Here is an 18,308-nt window from a genome sequence, read left to right on the forward strand (position 1 = left end):
GGCATGATGTCCCTTTTCAATCTTCATAAAGACTCGTTTAAACACGGTATTCACCCTCCGGAGAGTAAGGACGAGACAAGTGGTTTGCCCATTAGGCAATTTCCATTTGCGCCCCTTATAATTTTACCGATGGCACAACACATTGGTGCTCCTTCGGAAATTGTGGTGCGAGAAGGTCAGGAAGTGCAACGGGGTCAATTATTGGCCAAGGCAAATGGGTACGTTTCCGTGCCCATGCACGCACCTGTTTCCGGAAAGGTTCGCAAAATTGCCAATGTGCCCACTATTTCAGGAAAAATGTCCACCGGTATTTATCTGGAAGCCTTTCCTTTTTCCACCCAAGAGGTTCTCGAAGGAAATCCAATAGACCCCGATACGGCCACACCAGAAGAAATTCTGCAAGGAATTCAGGATGCCGGTATTGTGGGATTGGGAGGTGCTGCATTCCCAACACATGTAAAATTAAAGGTTCCAGAAGGCAAAACATGTGAAACCTTGATCATCAATGGAGTGGAATGTGAACCCTATTTAACCACGGACCATCGGGTAATGTTGGAACAGGAAAGCGATATTTTTACCGGAATCAAATACTTGTTGAAAGCTACGGGGGCAAAAAAGGCCATCATTGGCATTGAAGCCAACAAACAAGATGCTGCTGACCACTTGTCGAAACATATGCCCAAAGGATTGCCAGTTGCTGTACAAGTGCTTCCTGTAAAATATCCCCAGGGAGCGGAGAAAATGCTGATCACTGCCATACTGGGCAAGGAAATACCTTCGGGCAAGCTTCCTATTGAAGCTGGGGCAGTTGTTGTAAACGTGGCAACAACCGCAGAAATCGGCAGATTACTACCACACGGTCGCGGAATCCAAGAACGCGTGATCACCATCACGGGACCAGGAGTTAAAAAGAAAGGAAATTATCTAATTCCAGTAGGTACTCCCCTGCGTTTTGTTTTGGAACAAGTAGGGGTTGACCAAGAAATCAGTGAAGTATATATGGGAGGTCCAATGATGGGTATGGCGGTTTCCAATCTGGACATATCCATTGTAAAAGGTACTTCGGGCATTTTAGTGTTCACAAAAAAAGATGTGAACCGGTCAACAACAATATATCCATGTATTAAATGTGGTGCCTGTGTCGATGCTTGTCCAATATTGTTGAATCCATCAAAGTTGGGAATATTGGCAAAATTCGAAGCCTATGACGAAATGGCCTCCGATTACAATTTGATGGATTGTTTTGAATGCGGGTCGTGCACCTATGTGTGTCCTTCCCATATTCCCTTGGTCCAATATTTTAGATCGGCAAAACGGATAGTTCGAAAGCGGGAAGCAGATAAAAAAGAGAAAGTACATGCTTAGAAAAACCTTAAATATTAGCACATCGCCCCATATCAATAGTGGGAGGAGCACCGAACAGATCATGAAAAATGTGGTTTGGGCCTTGTTGCCCGTTGTATTTTTCTCTATCTATTCCTTTGGGTTGAATGCTTTGCTGGTCATTGGGACTGCAACCTTCGCCAGTGTGCTTACCGAACATGTGCTTTGCAAACTTTCAAAGAAAAAGACCACTGTTGGTGATTATTCAGCGGTTATTACTGGACTGTTATTAGGGCTCACCTTGCCTCCAAGTTTTCCATTATGGATGGCTTTTATAGGTGGAATCATCGGAATCGCCCTTGGTAAATATATTTTCGGTGGATTGGGATATAATGTGTTCAATCCGGCACTCGTGGCAAGGGCTGTTTTACAAGCCGCTTTTCCTGTCGCCATTACCACTTGGCATCCCGCTTTTCTGACCGATCGTTTTTCAACCGTAGCAAGTTCGGTATTCACATGGCCCTTCATGGAGCCAAAATTTGATGTGATCTCCGGGGCGACTCCCTTGTCAGCATTTAAGTTTGATGGAGTAACAACTTCAACTGTAGAACTGGCCTTGGGTCAAATTAGTGGTTCGGCAGGAGAGACCAGTGCTGTGATCATCATTATAGGGGGGCTTTATTTGATTGCACGGAATATGATGAATTGGAGAATACCGGCGGCCATATTATTAAGTGCATTTGTATTGAGTGGTGTACTTTTTTTGATCAATAGTGAAATATATCCATCACCTTGGTTTATGCTGTTTTCCGGCGGGTTGATGCTAGGTGCGGTATTTATGGCCACAGACATGGTCTCCTCCCCTATTACACCGCTCGGTTTATGGGTTTACGGGGCAATCATTGGCATTTTGACCATTGTGATACGAGTTTGGGGTGGTTTATCCGAAGGAGTCATGTATTCCATACTATTGGCCAATGCCATTTCTCCGCATATTGATTCGGTCATCAAAAACAGAGTGTACGGAACCAAAAGAAAAATGAAAGCCGCATGAGTGAAGTCTCCAACATAGCGATGCAAAATCCTGCGAACAGTAAAAAAATGCTACTGGCCATGGTGGGTATAGGTATCATAAGTGCTTTTCTTATTGTGTTGACATATGAATTGACCCTTCCCCGTGTTCAGCGATTAAAGGCCGAGGCATTGGAAAAAGCAATTTTCGAAGTGCTTCCCGGAACAGATCATACACAGGCCTTTGGACTGAACACTGATGGGACATTATTTAAAATCGAAGAAGGAGATAAATCTGAAGCAGCTCTCTATGCAGGATATGACAAAGATGATAAACTGGTAGGCTATGCAGTGGAAGCTGCAGGTCAGGGTTATGCGGATATTATCAGAATTATCTACGGCTACGACCCTAATGAACAAATATTGATTGGGTTTCAGGTATTGGAAAGTAAGGAAACCCCTGGACTTGGAGATAAAATTGAAAAGGATGAAGCCTTTCTCAACAATTTTAAAGCACTGGATGTCAGCGTTTCCAACGATGGACAGCTACAAAACAAGGTTGTTACCGTAAAACAAGGTGAAAAGCAAAATGCTTGGGAAATTGACGGAATCACTGGAGCCACAATTTCCTCGCGGGCCATCGGGGATATCATTGGCAAAAGTACTATGGAAGTTGTTCCTATTCTCCATCAAAATTGTAAAAAGGACCAACATAAAATGGATAGCAATGAGCAACGATAATTCAACATCAAAGCAAAAGGTCACCTCAACCGATGAGTTTATTAAAGGGTTGTGGCGTGACAATCCCGTATTTGTGCAAGTATTGGGAATGTGTCCGGTTCTGGCAGTTTCCAATACAGCAGAAAATGCACTTGCCATGGGGTTGGCCACAGCTTTTGTGCTATTGATGTCGAATATTTTGGTCTCGCTTTTACGAAATTTTGTTCCCAAACAGGTGCGTATTGCATCATATATACTCATCATCGCCACATTTGTTACCGTAACCGATTATGCGATTCAGGCAATTAGTGTTGAGCTTCACAAGAGTTTGGGAGCGTTTATCTCACTTATAGTGGTCAACTGCCTGATATTGAGTCGAGCCGAGGCCTTTGCATCGAAAAATACGATAGGACGATCTATCCTTGATGCATTGGGTATGGGGTTCGGATTTACGCTCGCCCTTTTTTGCTTGGGGGCCGTAAGGGAAATACTTGGCAATGGTTCAATTTTTAATGTTCCACTTTTTTCCGAAGGTTATCAAAGTTGGATTGTGATGATATTACCTGCCGGGGGATTTTTCACCTTGGCACTTTGGTTACTTATAATTAATGCACTACAAACAAGAAAAGTAAAATCATGAATACAGAGTCCTTAGGTTCGATTTTTCTCAATGCCGCCTTGGTCAACAACTTTGTTTTGGCCTATTTCTTGGGTATTTGTCCATTTTTGGGGGTATCCGGAAAAATGGAAACTGCTACAAAAATGGGTGGTGCCGTAATGTTTGTAATGCTCATCAGTTCCATGAGCGCCTACGGTATTCACGCATTTCTGGTAAGTATCGATGCTCCGTTCCTTCAATTGATCAGTTACATTGTAGTGATTGCTTCAACGGTACAGTTAGTGGAAATGTTCATCAAAAAAATTAGTCCGGCGCTGTTTAAATCATTGGGGATTTTTCTCCCATTGATCACAACAAATTGTGCCATACTTGGAGTGGCCTTGTTTCAGACCAGTAAAGGATATGGGTTTTTAGAAAGTGTAATCTATTCTTTGGGTGCCGGAGCAGGATTTATGCTCGCACTGGTATTGATTGCCGGTATAAGGGAACAAATGAATTTTGCGGATGTGCCCAATATTTCCAAAGGAACAGCACTTACATTGTTCATAGCGGGAATTTTATCACTCTGCTTCATGGGCTTTGCAGGACTGGGCGCTTAAAAAAAATAAAGAAAGGATGATTAAATCACTCATTATAGGAATTGGCTTAACCGTAACCATTGTATTGGCATGGGCACTTGTACAAACCCTGTGGAAAAAAACATTTCGGGAAGAATATTCGGAAGACGATGTTCTGGCCGGACGCAGAAGTTGCTCTAATTGTGGATGTACGGGCTTCTGCGAGAGAAAGGAAGTAACTAAAAAGGATACAAAAAATGTCCTTTAGGGAAGAAAATCAATTAAAAAAATATAACATATACAATTTAAGAACATGGCACATTTATCTGATTTTGATACCGAAAAACGGTATAAGGCGGTCGTAAAAAATACAGTGCGGTTAACGCCACCCGACACCGATGAAGTGCGTGAGATCGTACTTGAAGTAAAAGATTCGCAATTTGAATGCGAAGTGGACCAAAGCTTTGGCGTATTGACCGAATCCACGGGAGAATTTGGAAACGAGCTTCACCATAGGTTATATAGTATAGCTGATTTGCCCAAGCATGCCAACGGAAACCCACAACTAACTATGTTAGTAAAACGCTGCTCCTATGTGGATGAATTCAGCGGTGAAAAATACGAGGGTATTTCTTCCAACTATTTATGTGATAGAAAAAAAGGTGATGAAATTACCGTTACAGGTCCATTTCAAATACCCTTTAGGGTACCCGAGGACAAGACAGCCAATCTTATACTCATTGGTATGGGTACTGGAATTGCACCATTCAGGGCTTTTATTAAGCATATATATAAAAATGTAAAGGATTGGAAAGGAAAAATCCGGTTGTTCTACGGTGCGCGTAGTGGCTTGGAGCTGCTTTACCTCAACGATAAGGATGGTGACCTTACCAATTATTACGATGAGGAAACATTCGAAGCTTTTCATGCATTGAGTCCAAGGCCATATTGGGCCGATCCCATTGAATTGGAGAAGGCCCTCGAAGGACAGACCAAAGAACTGAAAGAATTGCTTTCCATGTCCAATACATACATCTACGTTGCCGGATATGAAAAAATCCTTGACAAACTCAACAAGGCATTTTCCAAAATCTTAGGTTCGGAAGAGGCATGGCGACTCCGAAAAGCTGAATTGATTGCCGGTAGAAAGTGGGCCGAAATTATTTTTTGACCTGCACCGGGAAAAAGAAGAACCGTAATTGTAAACAAATTCGTGAATCATTATGTCTATCGTTATCGCAGTGGCCGCACTTGGAGGGTTAACCTTACTTCTTGCAATTATGCTGATCGTTGCAAACAAAAAGCTATTTGTATATGAGGACCCACGTATAGATAAAGTGGAGGACATGTTGCCCCATGCCAATTGCGGAGCTTGTGGCTTTCCTGGCTGTAGGCCCTTTGCAGAGGCATTGGTTCACGGGCGTGCCTTACCCGGAAAATGTACGGTAAGCACAGATGAAGGCCGACAAGCCATTGCTGATTTTCTTGGGGTCGATATGGGTGCGGAAGAAAAAAAAGTCGCTCGTCTTGCTTGTGCCGGTGGGACCAATGTGGCCATAAACCGGGCCCAATATGTGGGTATTGAAAGTTGCCAAGCCGCAGCTTTGGTATCCGGTGGTGGCAAAGGTTGTTTTTGGGGGTGTCTTGGCCATGGCGATTGTGAGGTTGTCTGCGATTTTGATGCCATTACCATGAACGAACATGGATTACCCATTGTGGACCAGGATAAATGTACGGCCTGTGGCGACTGCGTGGAAGCTTGCCCCAAAGATTTATTTTCCCTTCAACCTATAAGCCATCATCTTTGGGTAGCTTGTAAAAATCTTGAACACGGCGAAGCTGTTCTCGAAGATTGTCAAGTAGGATGTACCGCCTGTGGAAAGTGTGCCATGGATGCCCCGGGCGATCTAATAACAATCAAGAATAATTTACCAGTGGTGAATTACACTAAAAATCATAATACCCAAGTACCGATTCAGCGATGTCCTACCGGAGCCATTGTTTGGTTCAATGATGATGGGGAGCCCATCAAAGGGAAAGAAAGCAAGAAAATTATCCGTAAGGGCAGTAGATCTTTGGGAAATACTTAGTCTGCTTGAAAAGGAAAAAACAACGCCTGATCTGAAGTTGCTAAAGTTTAAAAACCTAAGTATATTATAGGTAATGATCATCATTGATCTAATTTCAAAATAAAAGACATATGAGCTATTATTTTAGTACAACATTAAAGGAGAAAAATTTCGAAAAAGCTATCGAAAAGGTAACTGTCGAATTGAAAAATGAGGGATTTGGAATACTTACTGAAATAAACATTAACCAAACCCTAAAGGACAAACTAGGTGTAGATTTTAAAAAATACAGAATCCTTGGGGCCTGTAACCCACCTTATGCTCATGAAGCATTGACCCAAGAAGAAAAAATCGGGCTCTTTTTGCCCTGTAATGTGGTTGTCCTGGAAAATGACAATGGCGAAATTGAGGTGGCCGCGGTGGACCCTGTTGCTTCGATGATGGCGGTAAAAAATGAGAAGTTGGCCCCCGTTGCCCAAGAAATACAACAAAAGCTTAAAAATGTGATCGAAAAACTTTCTTGAAAACCAGAAAGAAATTCTGTTCAAACAAAACGGCCAAGCGGCAAACCAAAGTTGAACATGCTTTATTGTAAAAGCCTTTGGTCAACAAAAATTACGGTAGGTAAAGTCTGTTGTTAAACTTCATATTTCAACAGTCTCAAAGCATTTAATACCACCAACACAGTGGACCCTTCATGGCCGACCACTGCAGGACCTATGGCAACCGTTCCGGTGATGGTCAATGGAACCAAAACAGCCACCATCCCCAAACTGATCACCAAATTTTGTTTGATTATTCGTTTTGCTTTTCGACTTAGCCCGATGGCAAATGGAAGAACGTTCAATTTATCCGACATCAAAGCGATGTCCGCTGTTTCCAATGCAACATCCGAACCTGCTGCTCCCATAGCTATCCCCACAGTGCTTTTTGCCATAGCAGGGGCATCGTTGACACCATCTCCGACCATTGCCACACTGCCTTCTTCTTTGGTCATTTTCTCAATGGCCTTCACTTTATCTTCTGGAAGTAGACTTCCCATTGGGTCCGTAATACCCAGATTTTTGGCAATTGCATCCGCAACCCTTTGATTATCCCCCGTTAGCATGATTATTCGTTTGATGCCTGTTTTCCTCAAGGAAGAAAGCACGGTGATAGCATCCGGACGGGCAACATCCATTACCGAGATGATGCCTAGATATTCCTTTCCCTTATGAACGATCATCGCAGTATGCCCCCCGGATTCCAATTCGAACATTTTTTGGTCTATCTCTTTGGGTACCGAGTTCCCCGTCAACTCCTCGAAAAGTCTTCGATTACCCACATGAACCACATCTCCATCCCAATCGGCCTTGATACCCCTTGCAACCAAGGCCTGTAAGTTCTCGGCCATAGGGATATCCTCACCTCCCAATTCCTTTTTTCCACCTTCAACAATGGCAATGGCCAAGGGATGGTCACTTAGTGCTTCTACCGCAATTGCAGCCGACAAGAGGTGTGTTTTGTCGGTTCTTCCAAATGGTATGGCATGGGTAAGTACAGGCCTACCTTCGGTAAGAGTCCCTGTTTTGTCAAAAGCAATGGCGCTCAGTCCACCCAAATCTTCAAGGGGACGGCCACCTTTAATGAGCACTCCCTGGCGTGCAGCCCTAGCTATCCCAGCCAATACTGCACTTGGAGTGGAAATGGCCAAGGCACACGGTGATGCGGCAATCAATACGGACATGGCCCTATAAAAACTCTCCTTAAACGTTTCCTCAACAATTAAAAATGCAAACAATAAGAATAGCACCAGAGCTAAAACAGAGGGCACATAATATTTCTCAAATTTATCGGCCAAGTGTTGGGTCGGGGACTTTTGCGTTTCAGCTTCTTTTACCAATGTGATCAAACGGGAAAGGGTACTGTCCTTAGCTTCTTTCAACACTTTAACTTCGAGTACGCCGTTTCCGTTGATCGTACCTGAGAAGACCCTGTGTTCGGGCAAAAGTTTATTAATGTCCGTGGTACTTTGCCAATTGGGGCTTGCCCGCTTGTCCACAGGCACACTTTCGCCTGTTATGGATGCTTGGTTCACAGGGCTTGTTCCTTTTGAAACCACACCATCGGCAGCAATTTTTGAATTTGGCCTGACCACTATTATATCACCGACCCTTAATTTCTCGATAGGAACTTCTATCAGTTTGCCATTCCTTTTTACCATGGCCAACGGGGGTGCCAGATCGGAAAGTGCGGCAATGGACTTTTGAGCCCGACTCATGGCGTATTGTTCCAAGGCATTCCCCAGGCTGAACAAAAAGAGTAATAAGGCGGCTTCGCCCCATTTGCCCAAAAAAGCGGCGCCAACGGCTGCAAAAATCATAAGGAAGTCTATTTCAAACTTGCCCCTGAGCAGGTCTTTAACAGCATTGGACGTGGTAAAAATACTTCCGAAGACTGCCCCAACAACAAAAAGATACGTGGAATAATCTTCCGGTATGGACGCTATAAATGAAAAAATAAGTCCCACTCCCCAAAATAAACCGCTTACAATGGCGAAATAGAGGTCTGCGTTGTTCTGTCTAAAATGAAAAGGATAAGGACCATCGTCATTCTTATGAGGCGCATCATTCTGTATGTGAACAATCTTTAAGCCCATCCTTCTGATTTTTTTAATGATCAAAGATGGGTCCGTCTGATTTTCATCCCATTCCAATCGTATTTTGCCGGAAGCAGATACGGCCACTTGATGAACACCCTGCTGTTTTTCAAGTATCTGTTCAATCCTTCTGGCATTCCTGGAGTGATGGATTTTTTCAAGTTCAATGATTATTTTATTCATGACAGACCAATAAACATGCATCCATTGCAATTAAACAAAATTGACAAGTTATGCTATGATTAACTATGATTTTCAGCATAATTTCACACCTTTTTATCTAAAAATGGATGTTTGGTGGTTACATCCAGATTCAATTGAAGGATATTCCTCCGAAAAACATTTTCTTCAGCCCAATTTAAGGTTGTTGGACGTTCCCGATCATCCTCAACGTATTGAAGGTGAAAGGGCAGCCAAGTTATTTATGCCTTTATGGCTTGGGTATTACGATTCTTTTAAAAACTCCAACGAAGCCTGAAAAACAAATTATGGCCTAAAGACCTGTATGCTTGGAACTCAAAAAAGGATTGGGCAATTACATCCATTTCCCAATTGGTGGCAAGGGAATAGGTAAAGGTAGGTATGGCTATTATCGATTGGTTGGTGGGGGAATACACCGTACTGAACGCCCCAGAAAAGATCGGGGAGAATTCCTTTACCAATTGCAGATAACCAGAGAACTCAAATGGCATTAAATTTTTCGCCGTAATTCCACTTAAGGCCAAGTTTTCAATACCTCCGCCCAAATTGGAAGCACTGCCACTGTAGAGTACCGACCCATACAGATAAAGTCCATTTTTTAATCCATAATCAAGGGATATAGAGGCGCTCCAAACATTTTCGGCATCCAAATAATTTGTTCGGGGAACAAAATAGGATACTTCGCCCTTAAACCCCATGTTTCCAATGTTTCCGGACCACCCTGTTCCCAGTACCCAATCGTTTTTATAGATTCCGGCAATCCATTGAAAATCATAAGACCATTTATTGAAACCATATAATAGAGCAATAATATGATCCTCCTCAAACCTACCCTTTTTGGCGGCCAATTCCACTTTACTAAAATCACCCGTATAGTATTGGATGCGTACGGCATCACTACCAGGCCGTTCTTCATAATCAAAATCGAGAAAATTATAGGTGTTGAAAATATCGTTTGGGTTCCATATCAGGTTTCGTCCCCAATTTATACGCTGCCTACCTAAGGTAATATCCCAATTGCCCTTGCTGTACCTTAGGGAGGCCCTATCGATAGATGTAACAAACAGCATATGCCCACTTTCCCCATAATTCCAGGTCATATCGCCCCATCCGTTGTCCATTCCCATCAATTCGGAAAACCCGGGGAAATTTGACACCGCATCTCCATAAAATATCCGATTTCTGAATTCCAGTCGCATAGAGATGCTTTCTGAAGCCGTATACCCAAAATTCAGCCTGTTATGGATCAAAGTTGTCCATTGTAATTGGTCTAAATTATCCACAAATTGCAATTGATGCAGGTTTTTGACATAACCGTTGAGAACCAGTTTATGCTCCTTCTCCTGCCCTGCCCCAAAAAAAGGAAAGAGCAAAACAAAAATGGACCATATGACCTTTGAAGGTTTCATAATGATCACGCAGGCGTTTGATCGACATCGGAATCTACCTTACCATCGACCAATGTAATCACTCTTCTGGCCTTCTCTATCACTCTTTGGTCGTGGGTTGAAAACAAGAAGGTGATTTTTTCTTCTTTGTTCAATTTTGCCATGATGTCCAATAAATTACTTGCTGATTTTGAATCCAGATTGGCCGTTGGTTCGTCTGCCAATATTATTTTGGGTTTGGAGGCCAAAGCACGTGCCACGGCGACCCTTTGTTGTTGCCCACCCGAAAGCTCACCGGGCCTACTGTCGATCTTTTCTTCCAAGTCAACTTCACGAAGCAGTTCCAGTACTCTTTTTTCCCTATCTTTTTTTGAGACCTTTTGTAATTGGAGTACAAAACCGATGTTTTCCCGAGAAGTGAGTACGGGTATAAGGTTAAAGGACTGAAATACAAAACCAATATTTTGAAGCCTGAAATCTATTAACTTGTTCTCTGGAAGCTTGGTAATTTCCACACCATCCACAAAAACAGTTCCCGAAGTGGGTTCGTCAAGGCCGCCGATCATGTTCAACAATGTGGATTTCCCCGAACCAGAGGGCCCCACCAGGGCAACAAATTCCCCTTCTTCAATGTGAAGGTGCACATCTTGTAATGCCCTTACAGGAACCGCCGTCTCTTTATATATCTTACTGACGTTATGCGCGTCTATGATTGTTTTTCCCATGGTGCTAAATTTTTCGAATTGATTCTGCAGGATTTAATTGCAAAGCTCTATAGGCAGGATATATAGCCGACAACAGTGCGGTTATCAAACACATGATAGCCACGATCCAATAGTTCTGGCTGTCCAACGCTGGGTAGATAATGGAACTGAAACCATAGCTGGCCAATCCTTCTGAGAATATGGCAATGTTGATGCCGTACGTTCCCAGCACAAGAACGCTCAACCAACCGACCAGAAGTCCGACAGGACATCCTATCAATGTCAGGAAAAGAGTTTCCAACATGATCATCAAAAAGATCTTTCTCTTATTGAGCCCAATGGCCATAAGCATGCCCAATTCCCTTATCCGTTCCAGTACGGACATGAGCATGGTGTTCACAATACCGAAGGTTAGCGCTAAAAGAATAATACCAGAGATGATGTAGGTATATAGGTTGAAGGATTCTATCACCAGTTCCAAATCGGGGGCGAGATCTTTCCAATCTTCTACCTTTTGGTTGGGCATTAGCTGGCGAACATAGGTGATGTAACTGTCCAGTGCAGACTCATCCTTCAACAAAATGGCCAATTCGTTACTTTGCGAATGCTGAAGACCTAAGAGGTTGTCCAAGGATTGTTTTTGGACATAAACATTCACTTCATCGAGGGAAAGGTTCCTGGATCTATATATCCCTCCCACCCGAAAGGCACCCGAAACTATACTGGCATGAATATCCGTAAAGGTCACTACTACCTTGCTCCGTAATTTGATCTTGAGTTTTTTGGCCAACTTCTCACCGATAAAGATTTCATTGTCCTTTCCAGAAGCAAAATAGTCTCCCTCTATCAAATTTTGGTTCAGGCCAATCTGTTTTATTTCCGTCTTTGGGGAGATCCCATAAATGGTTACTCCGGAAACGGTAGTAGGCGATGTGATCATCCCTTTGACAATGGTGCGCATGCTTGCGGATTGAACCATGTCATCTTTTTTCAACATTGAAAGAATGGAATCGGAATTTTTTATGACATATTTGGATTCCTGTTGATCGGCAAATCCAGGATGGTGTACCTGAATGTGGGACAACTGCCTGTTCACGGATTCATCAATATTGTTTTTGTAAAGTCCCCAAGCAAAGGCCAGAATAAAAATACTGGCCCACAAACCGACCACAATAGAGCCGATCACTACAAAACTCCTGGTTTTGTTGCGCCAAATGTTCCGCCATGCTATTTGAACCAACATAATCAACTATTTATCGCGTCTACAGGTCTAAGCCTTAATACTTTAAATCCTGGATAAAGGGACAACAGGGTGGCCAATACCAGAACAATCAGGGTCTGGTAAATGAAGATTCGGATGTTGCCCGAAAAATAAATGATGGGCTCAAAACCATAATCTTCATAAACCTCCCTTAAGGATCCACTGAATTGAACTGGGTATTCGGTGAGCAAATGAACAATCAAAATACCCCCTAACACCCCCATCAAACAGCCCATCAATGAAATCATGATCGATTCCAACTGTATCACATAGGCCAAAAGGTGTTTCTTCATACCGATGGCAATCAGAATCCCGAATTCCCTATTCCTTTCAAAGGTCATCATCAATAAAGTGCCGAACAATCCAAAGGATATGATGATATAGAGAATTCCGATTACGATATAATGCCCCGAACTGTCCGCCTCAATGAACTGATCCATCTCAGGCATCATTTGTTTCCAGGTCATCACTTCATAAGCCTCCGTGTCAATAACATTTTCAATTGCTTCTTTGGAACTTTCCAAATCGGAGGTTTTACCGAGCATAATGGACAGAGAGGTCAACCTATTTTCGGCGCCGTGCAGATATTGTGATGTTTTTAAGGGCATATAGATAACATTGCTGTTCAGCTCGGGAGACCCCAGTTTTAAAATGCCAACAATATTGAATTTACCAGCTGCACTGCTTGCATGGTATCCTTGTCCGATCAATACAAGGGTGTCGTTCACTTTGGCATTGAGCTGCTCTGCCAACCCACTCCCAATTAGTATTTGGTCCGCACTGTTACTTTCAAAGTATATACCTTCAACAACCTTTTCATTCAGTTGGTTTACTTTTTCTTCACTCGTCGGATCTATCCCCAACACCATAACTCCTTTGGTTTTATCAGCAAAAGATGATAGAGCAAATGTTTCTAATCGAGGCATTAGTCCAGTAACTCTGGGGTTGTCCAGCAATCTTTTGGAAAACTCTTCATCGGCCTCAAAAGAATTTTCTATCGATTGTTCATCCCAGTAGCCTTTCTTATGTATTTGGAGATAACCCGATGAGTAGCTGACCACATTGTGGATCATGTTCTCATAAACCCCATCGGTAACCGAGCGAAAGGTTATGGCCAATAGCACGGCAAAAAAAACGGAGGCAACGGTGATCATCGTTCTCCGACCGTTGCGCCATATATTCAACCATGCCAATTTTAAGAACATCATTTTAGTTGCATCATGTTTCGTGTAGTAAAAAAACTATCGGGAATCTCCTCATCGTAAAGGAGATGGTTGTACTTGATCACGGTTTTATAACCTTCCTTGTCCGTCGGAATCATTTCAATCCGTGTAGTCACTTTTCTTGAACCAAAGACTTTGATGTCACTTGAATTCATGATGTTGACCAATTGTCCATCTTCATCATAAAATTCAGCTTTGAGCTGAAGAAAATCTTGCGTATCGATCCATACGATCACCTTTTCCCAAACAATGGCCGCTGAGGGCTTAGGTATCAATTCAATCTTGTAGCATTCCTTACCTTGGATAAGTTCCCTGCCCAAATGTCTGTGGTCATAATCTTTTACCGATGAGGCTTCCTTCACCAAATCGTCATTGGTAAAGTCCGTACCCATCCAACTCTGCGACATCATCGAGGGCGGTAATTTAATGGTGCGTTCAATGGCAGGTATCCAGTTCCATACCTCCTTGTCCCTTTTTAGAAAAATCATGCCTTTTTCCTTGGCCGGTGCCTGCACAAGGATCAAGGTATAAACATCCCCTTTGGTCCATGCCTTCAGTTCCATTTCCCTTTGCCAAGAAGGACGTATGATCTGGATGGTAATATCCGCTTGGGAAGTATTTCCCCTTATGTTATCATCGGCCTTTTTAACAATTTCCCTCGCGGTTAATTCCTGTGTGGGCATTGTAGCGGCAAGAAGCAACATACTTAGTCCAAAGGCCAAATAGCCAACCAATATTGATGCTTTTTTCATAGTTTGAAACTAGCTCAATAAATGGCTTTGGACAATGATATAAGTCAAGTGTTGCCTTGGGTGAAAAGTTTTGGATTAGCTATACTCTACAACTGAGAATATGGAAGAGGTTTTAAAAATACCCGGATTATGTTGTTCATGGCATTTGCATATTCTTCCATGTTGGAGATTCGCTTCCATTCCGGATGTGGACCAAACTTGCCCCATGCTTCCGTGTGGGCCTGCTTGTCTTTGAAGGCCAGCATATACGTTAGGCACGGCATATGGTTCCCGGCAATGTTCGACCCAAAAAACACCGTAGGAAGGCCAACATCCTCAAAAATACCAAATTCACTGTCATTAAACATTTTCACCTTTCTGCGCAGGGCGTCCTCATTGTAACTTTCGTAAGTTCTAAGCTCAAAGAAGTTTGCACTATCCGCCGGTTTCTGTAGGTTTGGAAAACCTGTGGTGGATTGAATAAGATCCGTTGTAATTCTACTATACGGAATCAAGTTTTCGGATATTTTAAGATAAGGACTTGCATCCTCGATATATTTTTCATCCTCATTCAATAATTCGCCGCTTTTTTGAAACGCTACAATGTCATTATAAGGGATCAGTACATAAAGTTTTTTTGGCAAAGTTTCCCCCACTTCTTCAAATACCCCGATATTCTTTACACCTTGACGGTTCATGGCTGGAATAAATGCCTCTTTAAAATAATCATGAAGTACTTGTTCCGGTCTGCCAAACTCCAATTCGTAGGTTCTCAATTCATATACTTGTTCCTGTCCTGCCAATTGAAAGTTCAGAATCAAAATAAAAAGTATGGAAAAAACTCGTTTTATAATTTTCATTGTTCAGTTATCTTGTTGAATAGTAAATAATTATACTGATATGCTATTCTAGTTATGCTTTTCCAGAAAGGATGTTTTCGATAGTGCTCAATTCCTCTTTATCAAATCCAGGTTTTTGTAGAGCTTGTAACGAGTCCTCCAATTGTTCGGGCCTACTTACACCCAAAAGTACGGATGTAACCCGTGGATCTCGCTTTACCCAGGAAAGGGCCATTTGGGCCAAGGACTGGCCTCTTTCTTTGGCCACTTTATTCAATTTTGATACCATCTCCAGTTTTTGGGGGGTGATCTGGTCGGCTTCCAAAGCACCGTTCCCACGTCCAGAGGCAGCTCTTGATGATTCTGGAATTCCGTGAAGATATTTGTCGGTCAACAAACCTTGCTCCAAGGGCGAAAAAACAATGCTTCCAACGCCTTCTTGCCCCAGTACATCCAACAACCCATCTTCAATCCATCTATCGAACATGGAGTAACGGGGTTGATGAATCAAACATGGAGTTCCCATTTCCTTCAGCATTTTTATGGCCGCCTTGGTCTCTTTGGCGTCATAGCTGGATATGCCAACATAAAGTGCTTTCCCTTGGCGAACTATCAAATCCAGCGCTCCCATGGTTTCTTCTAGAGGTGTGGACGGGTCCGGACGGTGGTGGTAGTATATATCAACATAATCCAGCCCCATTCGTTTTAAACTTTGGTCCAAACTGGAAACCAAATACTTTTTGGAGCCAAAATCACCATAAGGACCCTCCCACATCTTCCATCCTGCTTTGGTGCTCACAATTATTTCATCCCGGTATTGGGCCAAATCCGATTTTAGTATTTTACCAAAAGTGGTTTCGGCCGACCCGGGCGGGGGACCATAATTGTTCGCGAGGTCAAAATGGGTGATACCTGCATCGAATGCCTTGTGCACAATGGTACGAGCAGTATCAAAATCATCCATTTCACCAAAATTGTGCCATAGCCCAAGTGAAAAAGCAGGTAGCAACAAACCGCTATCGCCACAGCGATTGTAGGTCATTTCATTATATCTATTCTTGTTCGGTTGGTAATCCATAAACGATTAAATTAAGATTCGACTTCATGTATCGTCCATAAACACGACAATTTTATGTCTTGGAGACTTAGAGTGTCATACACCGATATGTTGGGGTAGGTCCAATTACATATAGTATATTACTGCAAAATCTTTGATACATTGCCAAAACAAATCTATCGGGTTTTTACATCCTTTTCATTGAACTAGGACAAGAAATCACCGGTACAGCCTCGACACCCATTTATGAAGAATGAATTGAAAAACTATTTGGAACGTTTCATTAGCTTATCAGATAAAGAATCTGAGATGGCACTAGAGTTTTTTGAATATCGGAAGTATCCAAAAAATTCGCTGATTCTGCGTTCTGGGGACATCTGTAATTTTGAAGCATACATAAAACGAGGATGTGCCCGGGAATTTTTTACAGACCATAAGGGAAACGAACATACGGTTGAATTTGCCATTGAAGATTGGTGGATAAGTGAAATCCATAGTTTTGAAAATAAGCTGCCCAGCCAAGTAAGTATCGAGACGTTGGAGGAAACCGAAATGCTAGTGCTATCCTTGGAGTCCAAAAAACAACTTTTGGAAGCAATTCCCTCCTTGGAGCATATGTTCCGAATTATGATGCAACGCCACGTGCACGCCCTAAAAAAACGATTGCTTCAAAACATGTCAAGAAATGCCATGGACCGATATCAAATGTTCCTGGAGCTATATCCTACCGTTGTTCAACGTGTTCCGCAATATCATATCGCATCCTATTTGGGGATTTCCCAAGAATTTTTGAGCAAATTGAGAAAGCGGAACATGGATTTGTAAATAAAATGGCAACTACTGGCGATACGGGGTTATAAAGTTCCGAAAGTGATATTTCAGGAATTGGAATAATGGAAATAGTTTTTTAATAATCAGGGGACGTTTGAAACAAACCCATATCACTGCAAATCCTGGCCTAAAGATTTTTATAAACCTCTTCAAAAGGTACTCTGCAACGTTCACCCCAAATGCCCGAACCTTCTTTTCTTATGCCTACGGATATCACCATATTGATCTCCGCTCCCCTCGGTAATTTCAAAAGCCTCTTGACCAATTTGCTGTCAAAGCCCTCCAATGGACATGTATCATATCCCTCATTCGCCATTGCAATCATAAATGTCTGTGCGGCCAATGCACATGATTTGTGAACTACGACCCGCATATCATTTTCAGACACTTGTCTGGTAATAGGACGAAAAATACCTATGACTTTGGTCAACAAAACCCGGAACAAACCAACAATCCCAAAAAACCTAGTGTACAATAGCGGCATTATTTTGCCATAATACAGTTCTCTATCCTTGATTCGTTTTTCCTGCCGTTCGATAGGACTGTTCCGTTGGATGTTTCCCTTTTCAAATTCCAGAACAAATTTTGAACGTTTTTTATATAGATCCTGCCTTGTTACAAAAACAACGGCCTCAGCTGCAGTTGAAACTGCAGTTTGTCCCAAACAGGCTTTGGCAAGGTTTGCCAAAGTTTCAGGTTCAGTGATATGGTAAAATTCCCATAACTGCATATTGGAACTATTGGGTGCCAATGTTGCGAGTTCAAGACCATGTTTTACTTTTAGGGTATCAATCTTTTTTGTTTTATCGTATACACGTACGGAACGTCTATGATTTAAAACAGCTTCCAAATCCATATCTATCTTATTTTAAGTAAGTCCTTTATCCGACCACGTCTAATTTAGCGACTTATTTAGGTATGTCGGTTTTTACTTAAATACAATTTTTAAAGGAAATGGATTTTCCTAGGTATAGAATTTCATAATTTGTATTAAGCTTTAAATGTCAATAATCAAATCCCGACCCGATTGGCACACAATAATGGAATCATTGACAAGGCAGTATAAAGTATTGAATAAAAAACGATGGCCAACAAAGCCGTTGGGTGCATTGTAACAAAAACATTGATTCTTCGTC

The 18,308-nt window shown here is 42.3% G+C and carries 20 protein-coding genes; 11 read left to right on the forward strand and 9 right to left on the reverse strand.

Annotation, left to right across the window (positions count from 1 at the left end):
* Positions 1-3: 3 nt before the first annotated feature.
* The 9 genes from rsxC to J0X13_RS07250 all read left to right on the forward strand — a co-directional run bounded on the left by rsxC (position 4) and on the right by J0X13_RS07250 (position 6,823).
* Positions 4-1,365, forward strand: a complete 1,362-nt coding sequence (rsxC, locus tag J0X13_RS07210; RefSeq protein ID WP_207070735.1) for an electron transport complex subunit RsxC — start codon at positions 4-6, stop codon at positions 1,363-1,365.
* Positions 1,358-2,377: an RnfABCDGE type electron transport complex subunit D gene (locus tag J0X13_RS07215; protein ID WP_207070736.1), complete on the forward strand. Its 1,020-nt coding sequence runs from the start codon at positions 1,358-1,360 to the stop codon at positions 2,375-2,377. The genes rsxC and J0X13_RS07215 overlap by 8 nt, the downstream gene beginning before the upstream one ends.
* The gene (locus tag J0X13_RS07220; protein WP_207070737.1) at positions 2,374-3,075 is read left to right on the forward strand and encodes an RnfABCDGE type electron transport complex subunit G; all 702 of its coding nucleotides are present in this window, start codon (positions 2,374-2,376) and stop codon (positions 3,073-3,075) included. Before J0X13_RS07215 ends, J0X13_RS07220 begins: the two co-directional genes overlap by 4 nt.
* Positions 3,062-3,694, forward strand: coding sequence for an electron transport complex subunit RsxE (rsxE, locus tag J0X13_RS07225; RefSeq protein ID WP_207070738.1), 633 nt, complete (start codon positions 3,062-3,064; stop codon positions 3,692-3,694). Before J0X13_RS07220 ends, rsxE begins: the two co-directional genes overlap by 14 nt.
* Positions 3,691-4,272 (forward strand): electron transport complex protein RnfA, encoded by a 582-nt coding sequence (locus J0X13_RS07230; protein ID WP_207070739.1) that lies wholly within the window; start codon positions 3,691-3,693, stop codon positions 4,270-4,272. The genes rsxE and J0X13_RS07230 overlap by 4 nt, the downstream gene beginning before the upstream one ends.
* A gap of 16 nt (positions 4,273-4,288) precedes the next feature.
* Positions 4,289-4,498, forward strand: a complete 210-nt coding sequence (locus J0X13_RS07235) for a hypothetical protein (protein WP_207070740.1) — start codon at positions 4,289-4,291, stop codon at positions 4,496-4,498.
* Between the two features lie 45 nt (positions 4,499-4,543).
* Entirely contained in the window at positions 4,544-5,401 is an 858-nt protein-coding gene (locus J0X13_RS07240; RefSeq protein ID WP_207070741.1) for a ferredoxin reductase domain-containing protein, read from the forward strand.
* A 52-nt stretch (positions 5,402-5,453) separates the two neighbouring features.
* Entirely contained in the window at positions 5,454-6,320 is an 867-nt protein-coding gene (locus tag J0X13_RS07245; protein ID WP_207070742.1) for an RnfABCDGE type electron transport complex subunit B, read from the forward strand.
* A 110-nt stretch (positions 6,321-6,430) separates the two neighbouring features.
* The gene (locus J0X13_RS07250; protein ID WP_207070743.1) at positions 6,431-6,823 is read left to right on the forward strand and encodes a DUF302 domain-containing protein; all 393 of its coding nucleotides are present in this window, start codon (positions 6,431-6,433) and stop codon (positions 6,821-6,823) included.
* Between the two features lie 113 nt (positions 6,824-6,936).
* Here J0X13_RS07250 and J0X13_RS07255 read toward each other — a convergent pair whose 3' ends face one another.
* Positions 6,937-9,120 carry a heavy metal translocating P-type ATPase gene (locus J0X13_RS07255; protein ID WP_207070744.1) on the reverse strand — a complete coding sequence of 728 codons (2,184 nt, stop codon included), beginning with the start codon at positions 9,118-9,120 and terminating at the stop codon, positions 6,937-6,939.
* A 55-nt stretch (positions 9,121-9,175) separates the two neighbouring features.
* Between J0X13_RS07255 and J0X13_RS07260 the strand changes: the two genes are divergently transcribed.
* A complete protein-coding gene (locus tag J0X13_RS07260; protein WP_207070745.1) occupies positions 9,176-9,415 on the forward strand; it encodes a hypothetical protein in 240 nt (79 codons plus the stop codon).
* Here J0X13_RS07260 and J0X13_RS07265 read toward each other — a convergent pair.
* The 7 genes from J0X13_RS07265 to J0X13_RS07295 form a co-directional block, all read right to left on the reverse strand.
* Positions 9,393-10,547 carry a hypothetical protein gene (locus J0X13_RS07265; RefSeq protein WP_207070746.1) on the reverse strand — a complete coding sequence of 385 codons (1,155 nt, stop codon included), beginning with the start codon at positions 10,545-10,547 and terminating at the stop codon, positions 9,393-9,395. The genes J0X13_RS07260 and J0X13_RS07265 overlap by 23 nt on opposite strands.
* 5 nt (positions 10,548-10,552) lie before the next feature.
* Positions 10,553-11,251, reverse strand: a complete 699-nt coding sequence (locus J0X13_RS07270) for an ABC transporter ATP-binding protein (protein ID WP_207070747.1) — start codon at positions 11,249-11,251, stop codon at positions 10,553-10,555.
* Between the two features lie 4 nt (positions 11,252-11,255).
* The gene (locus tag J0X13_RS07275) at positions 11,256-12,473 is read right to left on the reverse strand and encodes an ABC transporter permease (RefSeq protein WP_207070748.1); all 1,218 of its coding nucleotides are present in this window, start codon (positions 12,471-12,473) and stop codon (positions 11,256-11,258) included.
* Positions 12,474-12,475: 2 nt separating this feature from the next.
* Positions 12,476-13,699, reverse strand: a complete 1,224-nt coding sequence (locus J0X13_RS07280; protein ID WP_207070749.1) for an ABC transporter permease — start codon at positions 13,697-13,699, stop codon at positions 12,476-12,478.
* Positions 13,696-14,466 (reverse strand): outer membrane lipoprotein-sorting protein, encoded by a 771-nt coding sequence (locus tag J0X13_RS07285; RefSeq protein WP_207070750.1) that lies wholly within the window; start codon positions 14,464-14,466, stop codon positions 13,696-13,698. Before J0X13_RS07285 ends, J0X13_RS07280 begins: the two co-directional genes overlap by 4 nt.
* Positions 14,467-14,552: 86 nt before the next feature.
* Positions 14,553-15,305, reverse strand: coding sequence for an NIPSNAP family protein (locus tag J0X13_RS07290; protein ID WP_242535634.1), 753 nt, complete (start codon positions 15,303-15,305; stop codon positions 14,553-14,555).
* Between the two features lie 52 nt (positions 15,306-15,357).
* Positions 15,358-16,362: an aldo/keto reductase gene (locus tag J0X13_RS07295; RefSeq protein ID WP_207070751.1), complete on the reverse strand. Its 1,005-nt coding sequence runs from the start codon at positions 16,360-16,362 to the stop codon at positions 15,358-15,360.
* A 225-nt stretch (positions 16,363-16,587) separates the two neighbouring features.
* Here J0X13_RS07295 and J0X13_RS07300 point away from each other — a divergent pair, with 225 nt between their 5' ends.
* Positions 16,588-17,166, forward strand: coding sequence for a Crp/Fnr family transcriptional regulator (locus J0X13_RS07300; protein ID WP_207070752.1), 579 nt, complete (start codon positions 16,588-16,590; stop codon positions 17,164-17,166).
* 133 nt (positions 17,167-17,299) lie between these two features.
* Here the strand turns inward: J0X13_RS07300 and J0X13_RS07305 are convergent, their stop codons facing one another.
* Positions 17,300-18,028: a nitroreductase family protein gene (locus tag J0X13_RS07305; RefSeq protein ID WP_207070753.1), complete on the reverse strand. Its 729-nt coding sequence runs from the start codon at positions 18,026-18,028 to the stop codon at positions 17,300-17,302.
* Positions 18,029-18,308: the final 280 nt, after the last annotated feature.

The organism is [Muricauda] lutisoli (nom. illeg.) (assembly GCF_017313105.1).
Classification (GTDB): Bacteria; Bacteroidota; Bacteroidia; order Flavobacteriales; family Flavobacteriaceae; genus Flagellimonas; species Flagellimonas lutisoli.